General features: G+C 59.3%; 14 protein-coding genes. 4 read left to right on the top strand and 10 right to left on the bottom strand.

The features are described 5' to 3' along the window. The first annotated feature begins 119 nt into the window (after positions 1-119). Positions 120-887, top strand: coding sequence for a Sir2 family NAD-dependent protein deacetylase (locus BBOU_RS05905; RefSeq protein ID WP_026503425.1), 768 nt, complete (start codon positions 120-122; stop codon positions 885-887). Between the two features lie 111 nt (positions 888-998). On the opposite strand, the gene ilvA is transcribed toward BBOU_RS05905, so the two are convergent. The 8 genes from ilvA to BBOU_RS05865 form a co-directional block, all read right to left on the bottom strand. Beyond that, positions 999-2,264 carry a threonine ammonia-lyase gene (gene ilvA / locus BBOU_RS05900; RefSeq protein ID WP_026503426.1) on the bottom strand — a complete coding sequence of 422 codons (1,266 nt, stop codon included), beginning with the start codon at positions 2,262-2,264 and terminating at the stop codon, positions 999-1,001. 135 nt (positions 2,265-2,399) lie between these two features. Next, positions 2,400-4,223: a glycoside hydrolase family 13 protein gene (locus BBOU_RS05895; protein ID WP_026503427.1), complete on the bottom strand. Its 1,824-nt coding sequence runs from the start codon at positions 4,221-4,223 to the stop codon at positions 2,400-2,402. A gap of 332 nt (positions 4,224-4,555) precedes the next feature. Next, positions 4,556-6,361, bottom strand: coding sequence for a Sip1-related alpha-galactosidase (locus BBOU_RS05890; RefSeq protein WP_051616884.1), 1,806 nt, complete (start codon positions 6,359-6,361; stop codon positions 4,556-4,558). After that, positions 6,358-8,052: a glycoside hydrolase family 13 protein gene (locus BBOU_RS05885; RefSeq protein ID WP_051616885.1), complete on the bottom strand. Its 1,695-nt coding sequence runs from the start codon at positions 8,050-8,052 to the stop codon at positions 6,358-6,360. Before BBOU_RS05885 ends, BBOU_RS05890 begins: the two co-directional genes overlap by 4 nt. Before the next feature lie 3 nt (positions 8,053-8,055). Then, a complete protein-coding gene (locus BBOU_RS05880) occupies positions 8,056-8,826 on the bottom strand; it encodes a carbohydrate ABC transporter permease (RefSeq protein ID WP_051616886.1) in 771 nt (256 codons plus the stop codon). Between the two features lie 168 nt (positions 8,827-8,994). Then, positions 8,995-9,828, bottom strand: a complete 834-nt coding sequence (locus tag BBOU_RS05875; RefSeq protein WP_026503428.1) for a carbohydrate ABC transporter permease — start codon at positions 9,826-9,828, stop codon at positions 8,995-8,997. Between the two features lie 44 nt (positions 9,829-9,872). After that, positions 9,873-10,811 carry a carbohydrate ABC transporter permease gene (locus BBOU_RS05870; protein ID WP_026503429.1) on the bottom strand — a complete coding sequence of 313 codons (939 nt, stop codon included), beginning with the start codon at positions 10,809-10,811 and terminating at the stop codon, positions 9,873-9,875. A gap of 33 nt (positions 10,812-10,844) precedes the next feature. Next, positions 10,845-12,134: an ABC transporter substrate-binding protein gene (locus tag BBOU_RS05865; RefSeq protein WP_026503430.1), complete on the bottom strand. Its 1,290-nt coding sequence runs from the start codon at positions 12,132-12,134 to the stop codon at positions 10,845-10,847. A gap of 234 nt (positions 12,135-12,368) precedes the next feature. Between BBOU_RS05865 and BBOU_RS05860 the strand changes: the two genes are divergently transcribed. Further along, positions 12,369-13,610 (top strand): ROK family transcriptional regulator, encoded by a 1,242-nt coding sequence (locus BBOU_RS05860; protein ID WP_152595598.1) that lies wholly within the window; start codon positions 12,369-12,371, stop codon positions 13,608-13,610. Between the two features lie 202 nt (positions 13,611-13,812). Here the strand turns inward: BBOU_RS05860 and BBOU_RS05855 are convergent, their stop codons facing one another. Further along, a complete protein-coding gene (locus tag BBOU_RS05855) occupies positions 13,813-14,718 on the bottom strand; it encodes a DUF5067 domain-containing protein (protein ID WP_026503432.1) in 906 nt (301 codons plus the stop codon). Positions 14,719-14,859: 141 nt separating this feature from the next. Between BBOU_RS05855 and BBOU_RS05850 the strand changes: the two genes are divergently transcribed. Next, a complete protein-coding gene (locus BBOU_RS05850; RefSeq protein ID WP_152595599.1) occupies positions 14,860-16,542 on the top strand; it encodes a sensor histidine kinase in 1,683 nt (560 codons plus the stop codon). A 54-nt stretch (positions 16,543-16,596) separates the two neighbouring features. Next, positions 16,597-17,304: a response regulator transcription factor gene (locus BBOU_RS05845; protein WP_081815571.1), complete on the top strand. Its 708-nt coding sequence runs from the start codon at positions 16,597-16,599 to the stop codon at positions 17,302-17,304. A gap of 25 nt (positions 17,305-17,329) precedes the next feature. On the opposite strand, the gene BBOU_RS05840 is transcribed toward BBOU_RS05845, so the two are convergent. Beyond that, positions 17,330-18,175: a sulfite exporter TauE/SafE family protein gene (locus tag BBOU_RS05840; protein ID WP_026503434.1), complete on the bottom strand. Its 846-nt coding sequence runs from the start codon at positions 18,173-18,175 to the stop codon at positions 17,330-17,332. Between the last annotated feature and the right edge of the window lie 308 nt (positions 18,176-18,483).

The following is an 18,483-nucleotide window of genomic DNA, read 5'->3' as shown; positions in this document are numbered from 1 at the left end:
CAACACACCCAACAACACCCAACACACACCAACACAACACAACACCAACACCCCACACCACGGCGCGTCGAACCAACACCGCGGGGCATACGGACATCACAGCGTGGTATCCCTGAGGTATGAGCAAAAAGATCGCAGTACTCACCGGCGCCGGCATCTCGACATCAGCCGGCATCCCAGACTTCCGCGGGCCCGACGGCGTGTGGACCAAACATCCGGAACAGACCAAGGTGTACGACATCGACGCATTCCTTACCAGTCAGAAGGATCGCGAATACTCGTGGCGCTGGCAGAAGGAATCCCCCGTGTGGAACGCCCAGCCGGGCACCGCGCACAAGGCGCTCGTCAAACTCGAGAAGGCGGGATTGTTGACGCTCCTGGCCACGCAGAACTTCGACGCACTACACGAGAAAGCCGGAAATTCACCGGATATCATCGTGAACCTCCATGGCACCATCGGCACGTCCCACTGCATGAAGTGCCACGCGAAATACGCCACCGCGGACATCATGGCCCGCCTTGACGAGGAACCTGATCCGCACTGCCATCGCCGTCTTAAGTACCAGGGCGACATGCCATGCAACGGCATCATCAAGACTGATGTCGTGTATTTCGGTGAAATGCTGCCGGATGGGGCGATGGAGAAATCGATGCGGCTCGTCTCGCAGGCTGACGAGTTCTGGGTGATCGGTTCGACGCTTGAGGTGTTCCCGGCGGCGTCACTCGCCCCGGTCGCCGCACAGGCCGGTGTGCCCGTCACCATCATGAATATGGGCAAAACACAGTATGACAATATCGCCACGCGGCTCATCCATGAGGATATCGCCGTCGCGCTGCCGAAGCTGGTGGACGAGACCATCGCCGAAGCTCAGGCTGATGAACAGTAGCCGCTAAGCCTGCATCGGACAGGAAGACAACGGAGGAAACGCGAAGGCCCCGGAACCTTGAATCCAAGAATTCCGGGGCCTTCGCCATACCGAATGACCGGCAAGAACGCGTCAGTAGATGCGCTTGGGGTCGAAACCGGCCTGCTTCAGCGCTTCGAGTACGCGGTCGATGTGGTCAGGGCCGTTTGTTTCGACGGTGACCCCAAGGGCGACCGCATTTGTGTAATGGCCGGACGCCTTGAACTGGTCGTGGTCGAGGGCGATCACGTTGGCACGCTGGTCGGCCAGCACTTGAGCGACCTTGAGCAGCTGTCCCGGCAGGTCGGGCAGCTCGACCTCGAAGTTCATGATGCGGCCACGGGCGATCATACCCTTCTGGATGACCGCGCCGATGGTGACTGTATCGATGTTGCCGCCCGACATAATCGGGACGACAACATGCGGGCCGGGAGCGGAGGCGAACTTACGCGAACGCAAGTTCAAATGCTCCAATGCGGCGAGCGACACCGCGCCCGCGGCTTCGACGACGAGCTTATGTTTCTCAAGCATCAAGAGAATCATCTCGTTGATATCACGCTCGGAAACAGTAATCAAATCATCCAAGAATTCATTGAGCAAAGCGAAGGTCAAATCACCCGGGCGTTTGACGGCGACACCCTCAGCGGAAGTGACCACCTTGTCGGCAGGCACCACGCGGCCCGCGGCAAACGAGTTCTTGAACGCCGGAGAACCCTCAGGAATCGCACCAATCACACGGACTTCGGGCTTGAATGTCTTGACGGCGAGCGCCACGCCAGCGCCCAGGCCGCCACCGCCGAGCGGCACGACGATATCGGTGACATTCGGGACATCTTCGAGGATTTCCATGGCGATGGTGCCTTGACCGCAGATGACCTCGTAATCGTCGAACGGCGGCACGTAGATCATGCCCTGCTCATCGCTCAGTTTCTGGGCGTACGCAGCAGCTTCGTCGAACACATCACCATGCAGGACGACGTCAGCACCATAGGCTTTCGTGGCATCGACCTTGAGCGGAGGGGTGATGGTGGGCATACAGATGGTTGCTTTCGCGCCACGTTCGCGAGCGGCGTAGGCGACACCCTGCGCATGATTGCCGGCGGACGCGGTGACGATACCGCGCGCCAGCTGGTCCTCAGACAGGGAAGCGATCTTGTTGTAGGCGCCGCGAATCTTGAAGGACCCGGTGACCTGCAGGTTCTCCGGCTTGAGGAGAATCTGATGGCCGGTCATGTCGGACAGCACCGGGGAGGGAATAATCTCCGTGTGCCTGGCCGTGCCTTTGAGCCGCTGGGCGGCCTGCTTCAATTCAGCGGCATGATCGCGCTGCAATGCTTTGAGAACCTCGTTTTGTTCCATGATCGTTATTGTAAGACCGTCAAGGCACAAGCATGTCACAGTGTCTCGCACCTTGAGGCAACTCACCAGCTGTCGTGCGGGAGCTTATCCGGCATCACCCGCACGACGACGAACTATCATCAAGTCTGTGTTCAGCTAGAGTCGGACCGTCACCGCCTCCCACGGGGACAGCGTGCGTGCAGCCAACGAATCGGCGGAATGCTGCGGATCATACGAGGTCAGCATGATGTCGGGCGTTTCGCCGACGGCGGTGAGCGCGGCTTCGGTTTCCCCCGGAATGCGCGCTTCCTTTCCGGACAGGTTGACTGCGATGAGGAGCCGCTCATCGCCCAGCGTGCGGGTGAAGGCGTACACCTGCGGGTCGGACTCGTCAAGCAGGTGCCAGTCGCCTGCGGACACGACCGGATTGTTATGACGCAATGCGATGAGCTGCTTGAAGAAGGAGAACACCGAATCCGGATCGTCCTGCTGGGCTTGCGCGTTGACCGTCGTATGGTTCGGGTTGACGCTGATCCACGGTTCCTTGCGGGCGTCGGTAGCGGTGAACCCGGCGTACGTGGAATCATCCCATTGCATCGGGGTGCGGGCGTTGTCGCGGCTGCGTTTGGCGAGCGCGTCCATCATGGATTCAGCGGACTGGATGCGTGCCTGTTCGACCCGCTGGCGGAACATGTTCAGGGATTCAAGGTCACGATACTGGTCGAGCCGAGTGAAATGCGCGTTCGTCATGCCGAGCTCCTCACCCTCGTAAATGTAGGGGGTGCCGCGATGCATGTGCAGCAGCATCGCCAGCGCCTTGGCGGAATGGACGCGGTTCTCCTCCGTGGAGTCATCACCCCAGCGGGACACGACACGCGGCTGATCGTGGTTGTCGAAGAACAAGCTTACCCAGCCTTTCTTCGCAACCGCATCCTGTTGGGCGGCGAGCGTGCGCTTCAGCTTCGGGACGTCCAACGGGGTTGGATTCCATTTCGTGCCGTTTTCGCAATCGATGTCGACGTGCTCGAACATGAACAGCATGTCCAGCTCCCGGGCAGCGGGATCGGTGATTTGCTCGTTGCGCTGCGGGGCCACGCCTGGCGCTTCACCGACTGTGAGATAGCCTTCGCGGCCGTCGAACACTTCACGATGCATTTCCTTGAGGAACTCGTCGAGACGCGGGCCGTCGGAGCAGAACGGGAACGGGGATGAGTAGCCGTCAGGGCCGGCGGGATAATCCTCGATCTGGCTGCCGGTCTCGCCGGGAAGCTTGCCGTTGGGGTCGACACGCTTGGAAATCTGCGTGATGACGTCCATGCGGAAACCGTCAATACCGCGGTCAAGCCACCAGTTCATCATCTGGTAGACAGCGTGACGCACCTGCGGGTTCTCCCAGTTGAGGTCAGGCTGCTTCGGGGAATATTGGTGGAAGAAGTACTCGCCGCGCTTGGGGTCATACTGCCAGGCGGAGCCGCCGAAATACGAGCCCCAGCGGTTCGGTTCGGCACCAGGCGTGCCCGGCTCATGGCCGGGGCGGGCGGGACGCCACCAATACCAGTCGGCGTGCGGGTCGTTCTTGTCGCGGCTCGCTTGGAACCATGCGTGCTCGTCGGACGTGTGGTTGACGACCAAATCCATCACGATTTTCAGACCGCGCTTGTGCGCTTGCGCGAGCAGCTCATCCATGTCGTCAAGCGTGCCGAACATCGGGTCGATGCTCTGGTAATCCGCGATATCGTAGCCGTTGTCATCCTGCGGGGACTTGTAGACCGGGCTCAACCACAGCACGTCGACGCCCAAATCGGCGAGATAATCCAAGCGGCGGGTAATGCCCTTGATATCGCCGAGGCCATCGCCATCCGTGTCCTGGAAGCTGCGCGGGTAAATCTGGTACACCACGGCGTTCGCCCACCACGGGCTGGTGGACGCCCCATTCGTGCGGACACCGGCGGGAAGGGCCGGACGATTGAAATTGGTCATGGCAAGCTCCTTTGCTGTCTGGTGTTGTTCTGCTGGGATTATCGTACGATGCACACGTTTTCATTCCTATTGCTGGCGTGCCGGCTGCGCGAGGAAAGATATTCGGGCGACGTGCGACTGAGCAGTCACACGGAGGGCGGATAGCGGGGGCCAACACGCGCACAGCAAGCGGAAACTGGCTGGCGTGCAACCGGAAAGCTACACAACAGACAGATAACCAAGGCAAACACAGAGGCAGCCACCGACAACCGCCCGCCATGCGACTGGACAATCACACAGCGGGCAGATAACCGGACAGCGGCAGATGCGACGGATGTGATATCCGGCTGTTGTCATCCTGCTATGACGCCCTCAGCATGCCGCCGAGGGATATCAACGAGCAGCGCTTGCCCATACGCGAGGCGGAAATCCGCATGTTGCGACTCGCATAAGCGGCTGACCGCCCCCTCAGCCGGCCCGTATACCGTCACCGGCGCATCAGCCACCAGCCTGACATGTTGCTCATCCTGTTTGCGCAGACCAATGTACAGTGTCATCTCGCGGTCGCCGAACGGCGCACGAATGCCTAAAGGCGTGTCCGAGAGCCGCGGATCATTCAGCAATGATTGCTCTACAGGAACCCCCGGCGAATCCGGATGCAGCACCTTGCCATCATCACCGACGATGCTACGGAGCACAGACGCGTTCGTATGGCCAAGCGCATCCGAACAATACACCGGACCACCGCTGAACACCCTTGCGAGCGCACTTGCCCACGCATACGGATGTTCACTCCAGAACATGTCCCAATCCGGATAATAAAGTTGCCCAAGCAACAAAGAACAGTAAGCGTTCTGTATGATGTGCTCATCCAAAGACTCGGGCGATCTCGGAAGGAAATCATCGCTGGTGCGTATGACCTGAGCCCGTTCACTGTGCCAGAAATTCTCCGGAGTCATCGCCATGCAGTTGATAATCGTTCCACCCATACAGTTCGACGCGTCTTCAAGCCCTTGGTGGCGGCCGATAGTTGCCGCCCCGAAACTCTCCTGCCCCATGGTCATCACCGCGATTGAACCTTGGGAATCGACCTTCAGGAAATCAACACCCTGCTTCTCCAGTGCCGAATCCCAGTCACCCCAGAAGCGTGCAGCCTGATTTCTCATCGGCCCCGGCACCAATACGCCATCGCGACGCCGAGCAAGGCAGTCGCCCAAAGTCGAAGCGATGGGGCCATCGGGATCGATGCCATTCCAGTATCCTTGGAACGCTTGCCATACGCCGACATGTTTCACTCCGAACTGTTTGCGAAGCACGTCGACCGTATGCCTCAGTCCTTGCGGGAAACGCTCGGGATCGGCATCGAAGGAGCGCAACTTCTGTCGGGACCTGTCAACATCCGACCAACCGTCATCAATCAGCACCCAGGAAATGGGCACTCCCAACTTGTGGAATTCCTGCATCTTCTCGATGATGTTGCGCTCATTGACGTTCTGGCCCAGTGAATCCCAAGTGCACCAACCCAAACCGGACAGATTCTCCGGGAAAGGTTTCTGCCTGCGGGTGCTGATACCCGTGTGCCCGGCGGCTGCCGATACGCACGCTTGAACGGCAAGGTACGGGGTTGCCGCCACCGACATGAACCCCAGCGTCGCTGCAATATGAGTCATTCCCATACGGTTCGACGACACCACGAACTCGATACCTTGCGCGTCCCCTCTGATGTCTGTACGGAAATCGGCATCGCAAATCGCCAGCACCGCGTTCCACCACACACTACCGTCGTGATCCTTCCGACGCCAAAGAAGCAGTTGGGTGCCAAACGGGATGTGCGCGGTCGTCGAACACCATGCCGGCCGCATCCACCACTCCTTGTGCTGGTACAGCGCCAGAATCTCGCCGTCAGCAGCCGCACCCATCTTGCAGTCGACCCGTACGGCATCGCACGGCGCGAATGAATCACAGGCGATGAATTTCTGCTCGCTCTTCGCCAACCCGGTCTCAGTGCAGATTGACAGACTCCAGACAGCATCGTCCCCATGGTGAGGCTCGATGTTCACCGCCGTTGCCGGAACGGCACATTCCTTGCACTCATGCGTGTCTTCTTTCAGGATGCTGGATTGGACACGCACAACATCGATTGGGCATACGTTGTTCATTGGTTCTCCTTGCTGCGAGACACCGGGGTTCCACGAAAATACCAGACCGCGCTTTCAGGTGGAACCTGCTTATTCGCGCGATCCGTTCTTTCCGGGCACGAATTCAACAGGATAGTCGCTTCTTCCGGCAGGCGAATCGCATGCTCGGAAGAGAAATTCACCAAGACTTCCAATCCGGAAGACACTCTCCAGCCAAGACCATCTTCAGCGTATTCACCATCCGTGAGCCATTCGGCTTCATCCCCCGGCCCAATCCAATGGCGACGCTCTGCGATAGCCGCACGGTATAGATTCAGCATCGATTCCGGCGAGCATTCCTGATTGGACACCGCAAACCGTGCATACCATGCCGGCTGCGGCAGCCAAGGATGTGAAGACTGGCTAAAACCGAACGACACTGAATCGCTGTTCCAAGGCAGGGGCACACGGCAGCCGTCACGCCCTTTGAATCGATGCCCGGACCGCTCCCAAATCGGGTCTTGCACGTCCGCAGGCCGTAAATCAAGATCCTCAGGCAATCCGAGCTCATCACCCTGATAGATGAACGCTGTGCCGGGTAGACCAAGCATCAACAGCGCTTCGGCGCGCGCACGGCGTTCCGCCCGGGCAGGATCGATACTCGGGTCGCGGCCGTCCGACGTCACCCAATGTTCGACATCCGCACCTTTGGGAAGCGCAATCCGCGAAGCCAGTCTTGGCACATCATGGTTTCCCAGCACCCAGACCGGCGCGGAACCGGCAGCGGCAGCGCATACGCCAGTTCGCTCGATGATCTTCCGATAATCGTCTCGGTTCCACGCCGCCTTGAGCAGCGAAAAATCAAAGATCGATCCGAGTTCATCCTGCCGAGCATACTGGTATACCCGTGGAGTGAACGGCGTCCAAGATTCCCCAATCGCGTACTTCACCGGCGTGTACTGATTCAACAGTTCGCGCCATTGACGGTAGATTTCATGCACACCATCACGGTCCCACAAAGGGTCAGTCCCGTCCGCAGCTTGTGGCGACATCAATGCCGGATCCGGCCGATCCCGTAACGGCTCCCTCAGGTCTTTGACGAGCCCATGGGATACGTCAATACGGAACCCGTCTACACCTTGCTCGCACCAGAAACGGAGAATATCCAGGAAATCCTGCTGAACTTCAGGATTATCCCAGTTCAAATCAGGCTGTTCCTTGGCAAACGAATGCAAGTAGTACCATCCGTCCCCGCAAGGCTCCCACGCCGATCCACCGAAATTGCTCAGCCAGTTCGTCGGCGGTTGTTCTCCGTGCTCTCCCCGCCCGACATGGAAGATATAGCGGTTCCGTTCCTTCGATCCCGGCGCCGAATGCAGTGCCTTGGTAAACCAAGGATGCTTGTCCGAAGTGTGGTTGGGCACGATATCGATGATAATGCGTATTCCCCGGTCGTGCGCGCGAGCAACGAGATCGGCGAACTGCCGCAGCGTCCCGAACCTTGGATCTACGCCACAATAGTCAGCGACATCATACCCACCATCCGCAAGTGGTGAGGGATAGAACGGCGTGAGCCACAATGCATCCACACCGAGGTCATGCAGGTAGTCCAATCGATCAATGATGCCGCGGAAATCACCTTCCCCGTCACCGTTGGAATCATTGAACGACCGGGGATACACCTCGTAGACCACGGCGTTTCTCCACCAATTATCAGCATTGCTCTCGGCCATAGGTCATCCTTTGACAGAGCCCGCCAGCATGGCACGGATGAAGTACCGCTGCAGGATGATGAACAAAATCATCGTCGGCGCCATGATCAGCAGAGCGCCTGCGTTGAGGAGCACGACATCGGTCTGATATTGGCCGACGAAAGACTGCAAAGCACCTGCCATCGTGCGCTTGTTCGGATCATCCTCCAGCACAACCGCAAGAAGGAACTGATTCCACGTCGCCAGGAACGTCAAGATGCCCAGCGATGAGAGCGCGGGAAGAGCGAGCGGCAGTTGTACCGAGACGAATGTACGGAAGTGCCCGGCACCGTCGATGCTTGCCGCCTCAATCAAATCACGGGGCATCTGCTCGAAGCAGGACCGCATCCACACGATGCCGAATGGGATGTTGAGACCGATCAGGGGCAACATCAACGCCAGTCGGGTATTGAGTATGCCCATGTCGCTGATTTCGTAATACAACGGAGTGACCAGGGTTTCGAACGGAATGGTCAGACCAATCAGGAACAGGAAGTAAATCAAGCCTTTGCACGGCACACTGAGATGGGCGAATGCGTAGCCGCCCAAGGAACATAGGATCATCACGCTCGGAACCACAACGACCACCAACAGCATGCTGTTCAGCAGCAATGGGGTGATATTCGCCATCTTCCAAGCATCCACGAAATTGTGCCACTGCGGGTGGGCAGTGAATTGGATGCCTTCAGGAGTTGAGCCTTGCGGCTGAATCGCCGCAGAAAACATGCTCACAAAAGGCATGATGCAGACGCACAACGTTAGGAAAACAGACTGAGGGGCCTGTGGATGATCACAGACCCCTCAGCGGGAGAGAACAATCGAATAGAAGTAAGCAAGTGAGGACCGGAACGAGCCGGAAACCGCGAGCGCAGCCCCGCTCAATCCGGTGCGGTGAGTGGAAAGTCCACCGGGCTTTCCACTACCTCACTTCACCGCGCCCCTCATTACGCCGCTGACGACCCAACGCTGGGCGAAGACATAGACGATCAGAATCGGAGCCATCGCCATCAGATAGCTGGAGAACGCCATCGGATAATTGGTCGCGAACTGGGAGCTGAACACGTACTGGGCGAGCGGAATCGTCTGGTTGGACTGGTCCGTCAGCACAATCAGCGGCAGCAGGAAGTCGTTCCAGGCCCACAGCGCAGTCAGGATGCCGATCGTCGCGTTGATCGGGCTCATCAGCGGGAAGATGATCTTCCAGAAGATCTTCCATGTGCTCGCGCCATCCACGCGTGCCGCTTCCTCAAGCGACGGCGGGATCGAACGGATGAAGCCGGTCGCGATGAACAGGTTTGTACCCAAGCCGAGCGTCATGTACAGCAGAATCAGACCGAACTGGTTATCCAAATGCCAGGCGCCCATCTGCTTGGCGATCGGCAGCATCACCACCGGGAACGGCACGAACATCGCGGCGATGAAGAAGTAGTACAGGAAGCGGAAGAAGCGCTTGTCCATGTTGCGAGCGACGGCGTACGCCACGAAGGTGTTCGTCAGCAGCGTGAGCACCACCGCGGCCACCGTGATGATCGCGGAATTCAGCGCGGCCCGCGGATAATCGACCTTCGCTGACGCATCCGCGAAATTATGCCACTGCCAGGAGGTCGGCAGGCTGAACGAGCCCGCTTCAGCCGGCGTCTTCAACGCCGTGACGATAGTGAAATACAGCGGAATCAGCACAGTCAGCGACAGCACCACGGTCAGTGCGGTCAGCCACCAGTTAATCCGATGATCCTTGTGGAATGTCTTGTCTTTCATGATATTCCTTTCCCCTCTGTCAGCCGAGCATCAGTGCGCGGCCGTCAGATCTGCTCCTTGCTTCTCGAGAATCCGAGCTGGATGAACGCGACAATCGCGAGAACGATGAAGAAGAGCACCGCGTTAGCCGTCTGGTAGGCGTATTCGCCGCCGGTCAGGCCGCCCTTCCAGATGAGGTAGGTCACGGTCTCGGTCGAAGAGTTCGGGCCGCCCTCCGTCAACGCGACCACCTGGTCGAAGGTGCCGAGTGCGTTCTTGAGCGACAGGACGAGGTTGATGGTCACGAACGGCCCAATCAACGGGAAGGTGATCTTCCAGAACTTCTGCCACGCGTTCACGCCGTCAATCGACGCGGCCTCATAGATTTCATCGTCAATGGTCTGCAAGCCGGCGATGTACAGCAGCGTGGAATAGGCGACACCCTGCCAAACGGCGAGGAACACCACAGGAATCCAAGCATGCTGTTCGCTGGTCAGCATCGATTCGGACAGCCAGCCGATGCCCAGCGCCTTGCCAAGCGCGGGAAGCGGCGACATGAAGATGTACTTGAACACGTAGCCGATGACCAGCGTGCCCAGGATATACGGGATGAAGAAGATCGCCCGGAACCCGTTCTTGAACGCAATCTTGCTGTTCAGCAGCACCGCCAGGAACATCGAAATGAAGTTAATCAGCACGGTGATGATGATGGCGATGAAGAACGTGAACAGATAGGCGTGGCCGACGCGATCATCGCTGAACAGCGCCTGATAGTTATGCAAGCCGACGAACTTGAAGTTGCCGTAGCCCTGCGAATTGGTGAACGAGTAGCCGATGCCGCGAATGAACGGGACATACAGGAAGATCGCGAAGATAATCGCCGCGGGGACGGTCATCCAGTAGAACGCGCGATCCACCTTGCGCTTGGAAAACGCGGACTTGCGTTTCTTGGCAGGCTTGTCCGACGCCGCCGGCTGCTTCGACGATACGACTGTTGCAGACATGCTATTTCCTTTCTCCGTGTCCGATTACTCGACTTACTCGACCGTACGAGCCTGGACCTTGTCCCATTCCTTCTGCATCGAATTGATGAAGCGGGGGACGTTGCCGCTGATCACCATGGTCTGCAGGTAGCCGCCGATATTGATGGACGACGGGATGTAGTGGTCGCAGAAGTCAACCACATCATTGCTTTCAAAGAACGGGCGGACACCTTCCAACGCCTTGTTGCCGAAGTACGTGTCCTTGAGCGGGGTGATCGCGGACTGTGCCTTCGCATAGGCGTTCAGCTGCTTCTCACTCATCAGGAATTTGATGAACTTCATCGCTTCCTTCGGGTGCTTGGTGTTGGCGCCCATCGTGAGCATCACGTCATCACCTGCGGTGAGCTTCTGCTCCTTGGCGTTGTTGGTTGCCGGCATCTGCGCGAAACCAAGGTCGATGTCCGGGTTGATCATCGTGATCTGCGGAATGGCGTATGTGCCGAGCGGAATGATCGCAGCCGTGCCTTTCGCGAAGTTCTGGGTGGCCTCCTGGTAGGTGACGCCCTTGTCGGATGTCGAGTAGGAGTACATTTCGACTTCCTTCTGCGCGACCTCAGTCCAGATGGTCTTGAAATCGGTTTTGCCTTCCTTCAGCTTCGTGTACTCGGATTCCGGAACCAGCGTGCCGGCTAGCGAGGCGAGCGGCGCCTGGGTGGTCCATGCGTCAGCGACACTGGCTTGCACCGGGTTGATACCCGCCGCCTTGAATTTCTTCAACATGGCAATAAATTCGTCCCAGGTCTTGGGCGGATTGTTCGGATCCACACCGGCCTTGCGCCACAGTGTTTTGTTGTAGATGTAGCCGGATGCGTTGCCGGAGAACGGAAGACCATACAGGCGCTTCTTCGCCGGATCAGTGGTCTGCACCAGGTTCTTGGCGATCTGGACCATGCCCGGGTTGAGTTCGTCGACAATCGGATCATCCGTGAAATCGTGGAACACGCCAGTGGCGGCGAACATGCCGAAGCTGATATCGCCGTTGAACGTGATGACATCCGGAACACGGTTCTTCACGAACCGGGTACGCAGATCGGTCTGCGCATTCGCGGAATTATTGATATTGATGCGGATATTCGGGTTTTCCTTCTCGAACTCCTGAGCCATCTTCTTGAACTGGTCGGCAGCCTCGGACTTGAACTGGAAGAAATCCAACGTCACCGTCTGCGCGTTTGACGACCCGCATCCGGCAGCACCGAGACCCATCACCGCAACACACGCCACGGTGAGCGCCCGACGAAATGCCGACCTGAGCGTTCCGCGTCCTGAATGGGAATCCGTCTTCATGAAGACTCCTTTGCCTCTTCCGCACCACAACACCATCGCTGCGGCTTTGTTTGTGGTTCCGAGCATACGTGAACATGGATTTCATTCCCAGCCCCTGCGCGCCTCTTGCATGAGGAAAGAAAAACACGGTATTTTTATGTATTGAGAAAGAAAATACAAGATACCAGATGCGAGGCAATGAGAACAGGGTCGTATCCTCGCGCGCCGGCGGCAGCACATAGGCAAGGAGCAGCGATGACAGCATACGCGACAGATGCGCAGAAATCCGCGGAATCAGACGATGACAACAGGCAGACAACGGATATCCAATGGTTCACCGGCTCCCCGCAAACCCACCGGGTGGCTCGCGCCATCGCACAATACGGCCCCATCGCACGCACGACACTCGCGCAACTCCTAGGGGTGTCGCAAGGTGCATTATCGCGCATCACCAGCGATTTGATATATGAAGGCGTCATTGAGGAACTCCCCGACGATGCGACGGAACAAGGCAAACTTCCACAGGGCTTCACCCCGAAAGAACCGCGCGAAAAACGAGGGCGCCCCCAGACCAATCTGCGCCTGCGGGCAGGCGAGCGCACCTTCCTCGGCGTCAACATCCACGGTTCCGAGGTCAGTATTGTGGCTGTTGACGCACTGTGTCGGCCGGTCGGGCCATGTCGCACGCTTACGCTTGAATCCACCAAACCGCAGGATGTTGCCACGCTGATCGGCAGCGCGATCCAGGATTACCGCCGGGCCATCACCCCCAGTCCAGTGGCTGTCGGGCTGAGTTTTGGCGGGCATGCCGAGGATGACCGGTATGTGACGTATGCGCCGTTCTTGCATTGGGACGGCAGGGTTGATGCCGCCGGGGCGATTGAACAGACCGGCGGACTGCCGACGGCGGTGTTCAATGATCTGGATTCGTTATTGCAGTATGAAAGCTGGTTCGGGGCGGGAATCGGCGTGCGGCGGTTTGCGGTGGTCACCATTGGGGCGGGCGTCGGGTATTCGCTTGCAGAAGACGGGATGCCTGTGGATTATCCGGACAAAAGTTACGGTCTGGCAGGACATATTCTTGTCGACCCGGAGGGACCGCGCTGCTATGCGGGGCATACCGGCTGTTCGCAATGTCTGACTAATGATTCCTTGGCCGAGGAGTATTCGGCCTTGGTGGGGCATATGGTCACCTTCGACCAGTTCGCCGCCGACGCACAGGAAGGGACCGCGCAGGCGCGACAGCTGCTCAACCGCCTGTGCTTCCGCCTTGGCGTGTTGGTGTCTATGGTCGCGAACTTCGCGATGCCGTCGAAAGTGCTGATCAGCGGGGAATCATCGTTCCTCGCGAAAATGAACCAAGAATCGATTCGAAGCGGCATCAACTGGTATCGCCCCAGTCAGGCGGCGACCGTCGACTTCGAAATCCTTGACTTCTCTTGGGAAAGCTGGGCGAAAGCCGCGGCCGCACGGGCGATCGCACGATATATCGGGTGAGGCGGGGTGGCTATGGCGCGCGCTGCCAATCGTGCCCCATGTATTTCACAGGCTGTTGGTGAGGATTCACTCACACAACGGGCTGTATAGGGCCGGCCAAACAAGCGGAATCGTGTTTCTACCGGTCGGTTTGTGAGCCAATCCTCACACGATGACGGGCCTGTGCAGCCGACAGACCACCGGCCGCACAGGCCCGTACCATCTACTGCAACTGGTAGGTGTGCGAAACCTTGGCACCCGAGAGATCAAGGGTGCCGCTCACTTCGACATCCACCGGCGAATCGTCCTGAAGCACATAGCCAACGCTCACCTGCTGGGTGGCGCCGGGCTGCACCTCCTGAAGGCTTGCATTGGAATCGTAGCCGGCCGGCGCTTCCGTGTAGATCGCCATGTCAAGCTCCTTGCCATTCTGGAACGCCTTCGCGGACGTCGCCACCGAGAACACCTGGTTCTTGTCGGTGTTGTTCGTCCACTCGTAGGTCACCAGCACGGTCGGCTGACCGTTGTAATCAGCCCCGGACTTGGCGGCGGACACGATTTTCACGTGAAGCTTGTCAAGATCGCCCTCCGTGTCCTGCGCCCCGGACGCCGCCGCAGAGGAAGACGACGATTCGCCGCCGCTCTTTTTCGCATCGGACGAAGCCGACTGGGACGTGGTGGAAGACGTGCCAAGCGCATCATCAAGCGCCTTACCAGTCGCCTGCTGCATCACCAGCGTAATCACCATCGCCAAAATCGTCAGAATAACCGCTGCGATTGCGAGTCCCCTGCCGCGACGCTTGCCGTCACGCTTGGTCGCCACCAAGCCAATGATGCCGAGCACCAGACCGATCACGCCAAGAATGAACGCGACATTATTGATAATCGGGATGAAACTGAACACAATGCCGATGATGCCGAGCACCAGACCGGTAACAGCGGCGGCGCTCAACTTGCGCGGACGGTCTCCACCCGGGTTATCGCCCGGCGCAGGCTGAGGATATACGGTGTTCGGCGGGAGCGTTCCCCCAGGAGTCGCCGGCATCGTAGGAGCCGCCTGCTGTTGCGGCGTGTATACGGGCTGAGAGCCGTCATACGACTGCGGCTCAAGCTGCTGATTGTTGTCCATGTCATCCTCGCTTTTCTCTTCCGATCAGGACAATCCCCACGCTACGGGCTGCGGAAAGAAGTGGAAAGTGTACGACAGGCCGTACCGGTATACCCGAAAGGACAATAGCCGCGAGATAATCATGTGAGTACAGTGGGCGGCATGAGTGAAGCAGGAGGGCGTCCGAGCGGCGAGCCCGGCAAACGGATGGGCGCAGGAATCACAGGAACGGACAGCACCATCGGAACACCCCAGGCGCCTTCCGCTGCGGCGCCCACACATGCCGGATACCGGGCATCATGCGGCGGACAAGGATACGGATACAGCGGCGGCCCATTCCAAGGCTCATTCCAGGGCACATACCAGTACCAGCAGCCGTATGCGACACAGCAACCCTGGCGGTTTCAACGGCCAGCGCAGCCTCAGCAGCCGCAACCGCCACAATCATCGCAACCGTATGTGCCGCAGCAGCCATACACGACACCCCGGCAGCAAGCCGGAAGGACCGATACGGGCGCACCCGGCAACGGGAAGCCCCGCCGCGTCACTATTACAACGGTGATGCTCGCATGCGCAATCGCCTGCGGGCTTGTACAACCGGCGTTCATCTATGAGGGCATGTCCGCGTGGCACAGCGATATCGGCATGTTCTGGTCGCTCATCGGGTTGGTTGCCGGCGCAGCGCTGCCGCTCCTACTGCGCAAACGCGACGAAAAACCTGAATTCGTATGCCTGATTGTCGCCATCGTAACCATATGTCTGCCGATCAGCCCGCTAACAGCGCTCATGGCGCAGAGCGCACTGATCGCCCGACGCGACCCGGATCGCCGCCTCTACGAACTCATCGCGCTCAGCAGCGCGGCCACCGTCATCTCCCGCCTGCGCGACGCCCTAATGCCCGCCCAATATTCCATCATCGGCACTATGCTGTCCAGCACCAATGATCAGGGACGTGTCGTCCACGCGGCAAGCCAACCGGGCATGCTGTGGTCAGGGCTGCTCCTCGCCGTGATATCCATCGCCATCGCAGCGATTGTCGGTGTGGCGAACCGCAACACTTCACGCGCCCAACGCGCCCAACGGCAGGCGGCACAGCAGCAAAATCGCGCGCAAATGCTGCAATCCGACCTCGCCAACCAGCAACTGGCAGACGCGATCGCCACAGAAGCGCATGACACACTCGCACACAGCCTGTCGCTTATCGCAGTCAACGCCTCAGCCTTGCAAGTGCAATGCGGGACACTCGAGGCCGGAAATATCACCGACCGGCAGCTGCATGACATCGCACAGCGCGCCGAGGACATCCGCAAACAGGCGGCAGGGGCGTTGGATGAAGCACACAGCATCATCGACCTGCTGCACAACCCGAACAAAGCCCGGCAAACACTCGAGCCGGACGGCACCACGTCACTGTCACGTGAATCATTAAGCGGCCTGATCGCCGATGCGAAAGCCGCGGGCGCGCACATCGACACATGGATTGACATCCAGGACATGGGTGCCATCCACCCGGATATCGCGAAAATCGCCTACCGTACCGTTCAAGAAGGACTCACCAATGCACGGCGGCACGCTCCAGGACAGCCCATCGAGCTGGAGGTCACCTGTTCCGCCGGGCACGGCATCGGCGTGCATATCAGCAATCCCACCGGCGCCCAAATGCCGGAACATACCGGCGATAGTGGGCGCAACATCGCAGACAAGCCCGTGGGCGGCAACGGTTTGCGTGGTATCCGCGAACGCGTGGCTGCGGTCGGCGGCACCTGTACCTGGGGAAGCGACAAGCGCGGCGTCTTCCATCTTGACGCGGCTTTCCCGTCAAGGATTCTCAATGCAAATCAGTAGCCGTCCCTTCCCCCTCCCCACACGCACAGACAGCGTTCCCGGTATCATGGAGCCGTGCGGACACAAGAGAAAACGGAACAGCCAGATGATGCGGCGGCGGGCGGCGAAGCCCCGGTAACTGTGATTATCGCCGATGACGACCCCATGATCTGCCAGACCATGGCGTTGATCCTGCAGGACTATTCCCGCGGCCGGATTCGCGTACTCGACACCTGCGCGGACGGCGTGCAGGCCGTTGCCGCAGCCGAACGCGACCACCCTGATGTCATGCTCATGGACATCGACATGCCCGCCATGGACGGGATCGAAGCCACCGACCGTGTGCGACACGTCAGCCCGGGCACGCATGTGCTGATCCTCACCTCACTCAGCCCGCAACGCACAGTGGAGCGCGCTGTGGAAATGGGAGCGGAAGGTTTCGTTTCCAAAACCGATGCTCCACAAACCATCATCGAACGGATTCTCGCCGTGCGCGACGGCGAACCGCAATTCAATCAAGCCGCACAACGCCAGCTGCTGGACGATATGGCGAGCACACGGCTCAACGCCCGCGAAGACGAAGCACGAGGCATGCTCGACAGCCTGCCCGAACGGGAGCGGGAAACCGTGATTTTGGCCGCGCAAGGCATGAGCAATCAGGAAATCGCCGAACGGATGTTCATTTCCGAACGCACGGTCAAAGCGCATCTGTCCAGTGCCAGCGAACGCCTGAGCATGAACCGGGTACAGCTGGCGAGGCTCGTGGAGCGGGCCGGAAGGTAAGCGCCGCCTGTGCGGACGATTGCTGTCAGCGCCCGGACTTGCGGTGCGGGAGCCGGTCGGCGAGCGCCGGCGTCACTTTGATCGCGGCCCAGATGGAACGCACGCCGATCACGCACAGGTAGACGGCGAACAGGTTCGCGCCCAAGCGAGCGCTGATTGAACCGGCGATCCACGCGCCGACGGGGGTCAGACATGCCGCGACCACGCCGATGATCAGGCCGTCACGCAGGTTGACCAAGCCACGCCGGACATTCGCGACGCTGCCGGCGATGGCGTTCGGAATCATCATGAGCAATGACGTGCCGCGGGCCACCAGGTCGCTCGCGCCGAACGCCAACGACAACGCCGGAACGACAATCGCCCCGCCACCGATACCAAGCAGGCCGGAGAGCGTGCCTACGAAGATGCCGAGGAGCATCAGCAGAGCGCCGGTCAGGAACGTCATGTGAATCGTACCGTCACGCGACGGCGTGCCGACAATCTGCGAAACAATCACGAATACGAGAAATGCCGCGAACGCCCAGCGCAACACCATTTCCGGCAATCGCGACAGCAGCCAGCTGCCAAGTTGCGCTCCGACGATTGTGCCGCAGGCGAGCAGCAGCGCGGCGATCCAGTCCACATGTCCGGATTGCGCGTACGAAATCACGCCGGCGATGGCGGTCGGAATGATCGCGGCCAGCGAGGTGGCGACCGCATGGCGTTGTGTCAAGCCAAGCCAGACCAACGCCGGTACGATAATCGTGCCGCCGCCGATGCCGAACAGACCGGACATCAGGCCCGACAGCACACCCACCATCGCCAGCACCGCCACACGACGAACAAGATTACCCCCGAGTGCATCATGATCCTGTGTGCTGGAATACGCCATAGGTGCCCTTTCCCGCTTTCTCGCGCGCATGAATACGACACGGTCGGCACCAACTGTAGCGCGCCCGGAAGCCATACAACGCCCTCGTTCCACGTCGGTTTCCCGACGCTTGTGTTGTCTCCCGATGCCATCGTTTCCTTCAACACCCCCGTTTCCTTCAACACCCCCGTTTCCTTCAACACTTCCCGGAAACCCCCGTTTTTCTTGCGCAATGCAAGCGACACGCGTCCGAAGACAAGGAAAACGGGAACACATACCATACAACCAACGATGTCGGCACGGTGTGGGGCAAGAGGAAACGCGCCGAA

Origin of the sequence: Bifidobacterium boum, from assembly GCF_000741535.1 — a bacterium.
Taxonomy (GTDB): Bacteria; Actinomycetota; Actinomycetes; order Actinomycetales; family Bifidobacteriaceae; genus Bifidobacterium; species Bifidobacterium boum.
The sequence above is the reverse complement of the archived record's forward strand: the minus strand, read 5'-3'. Positions and strand labels throughout refer to the sequence as shown.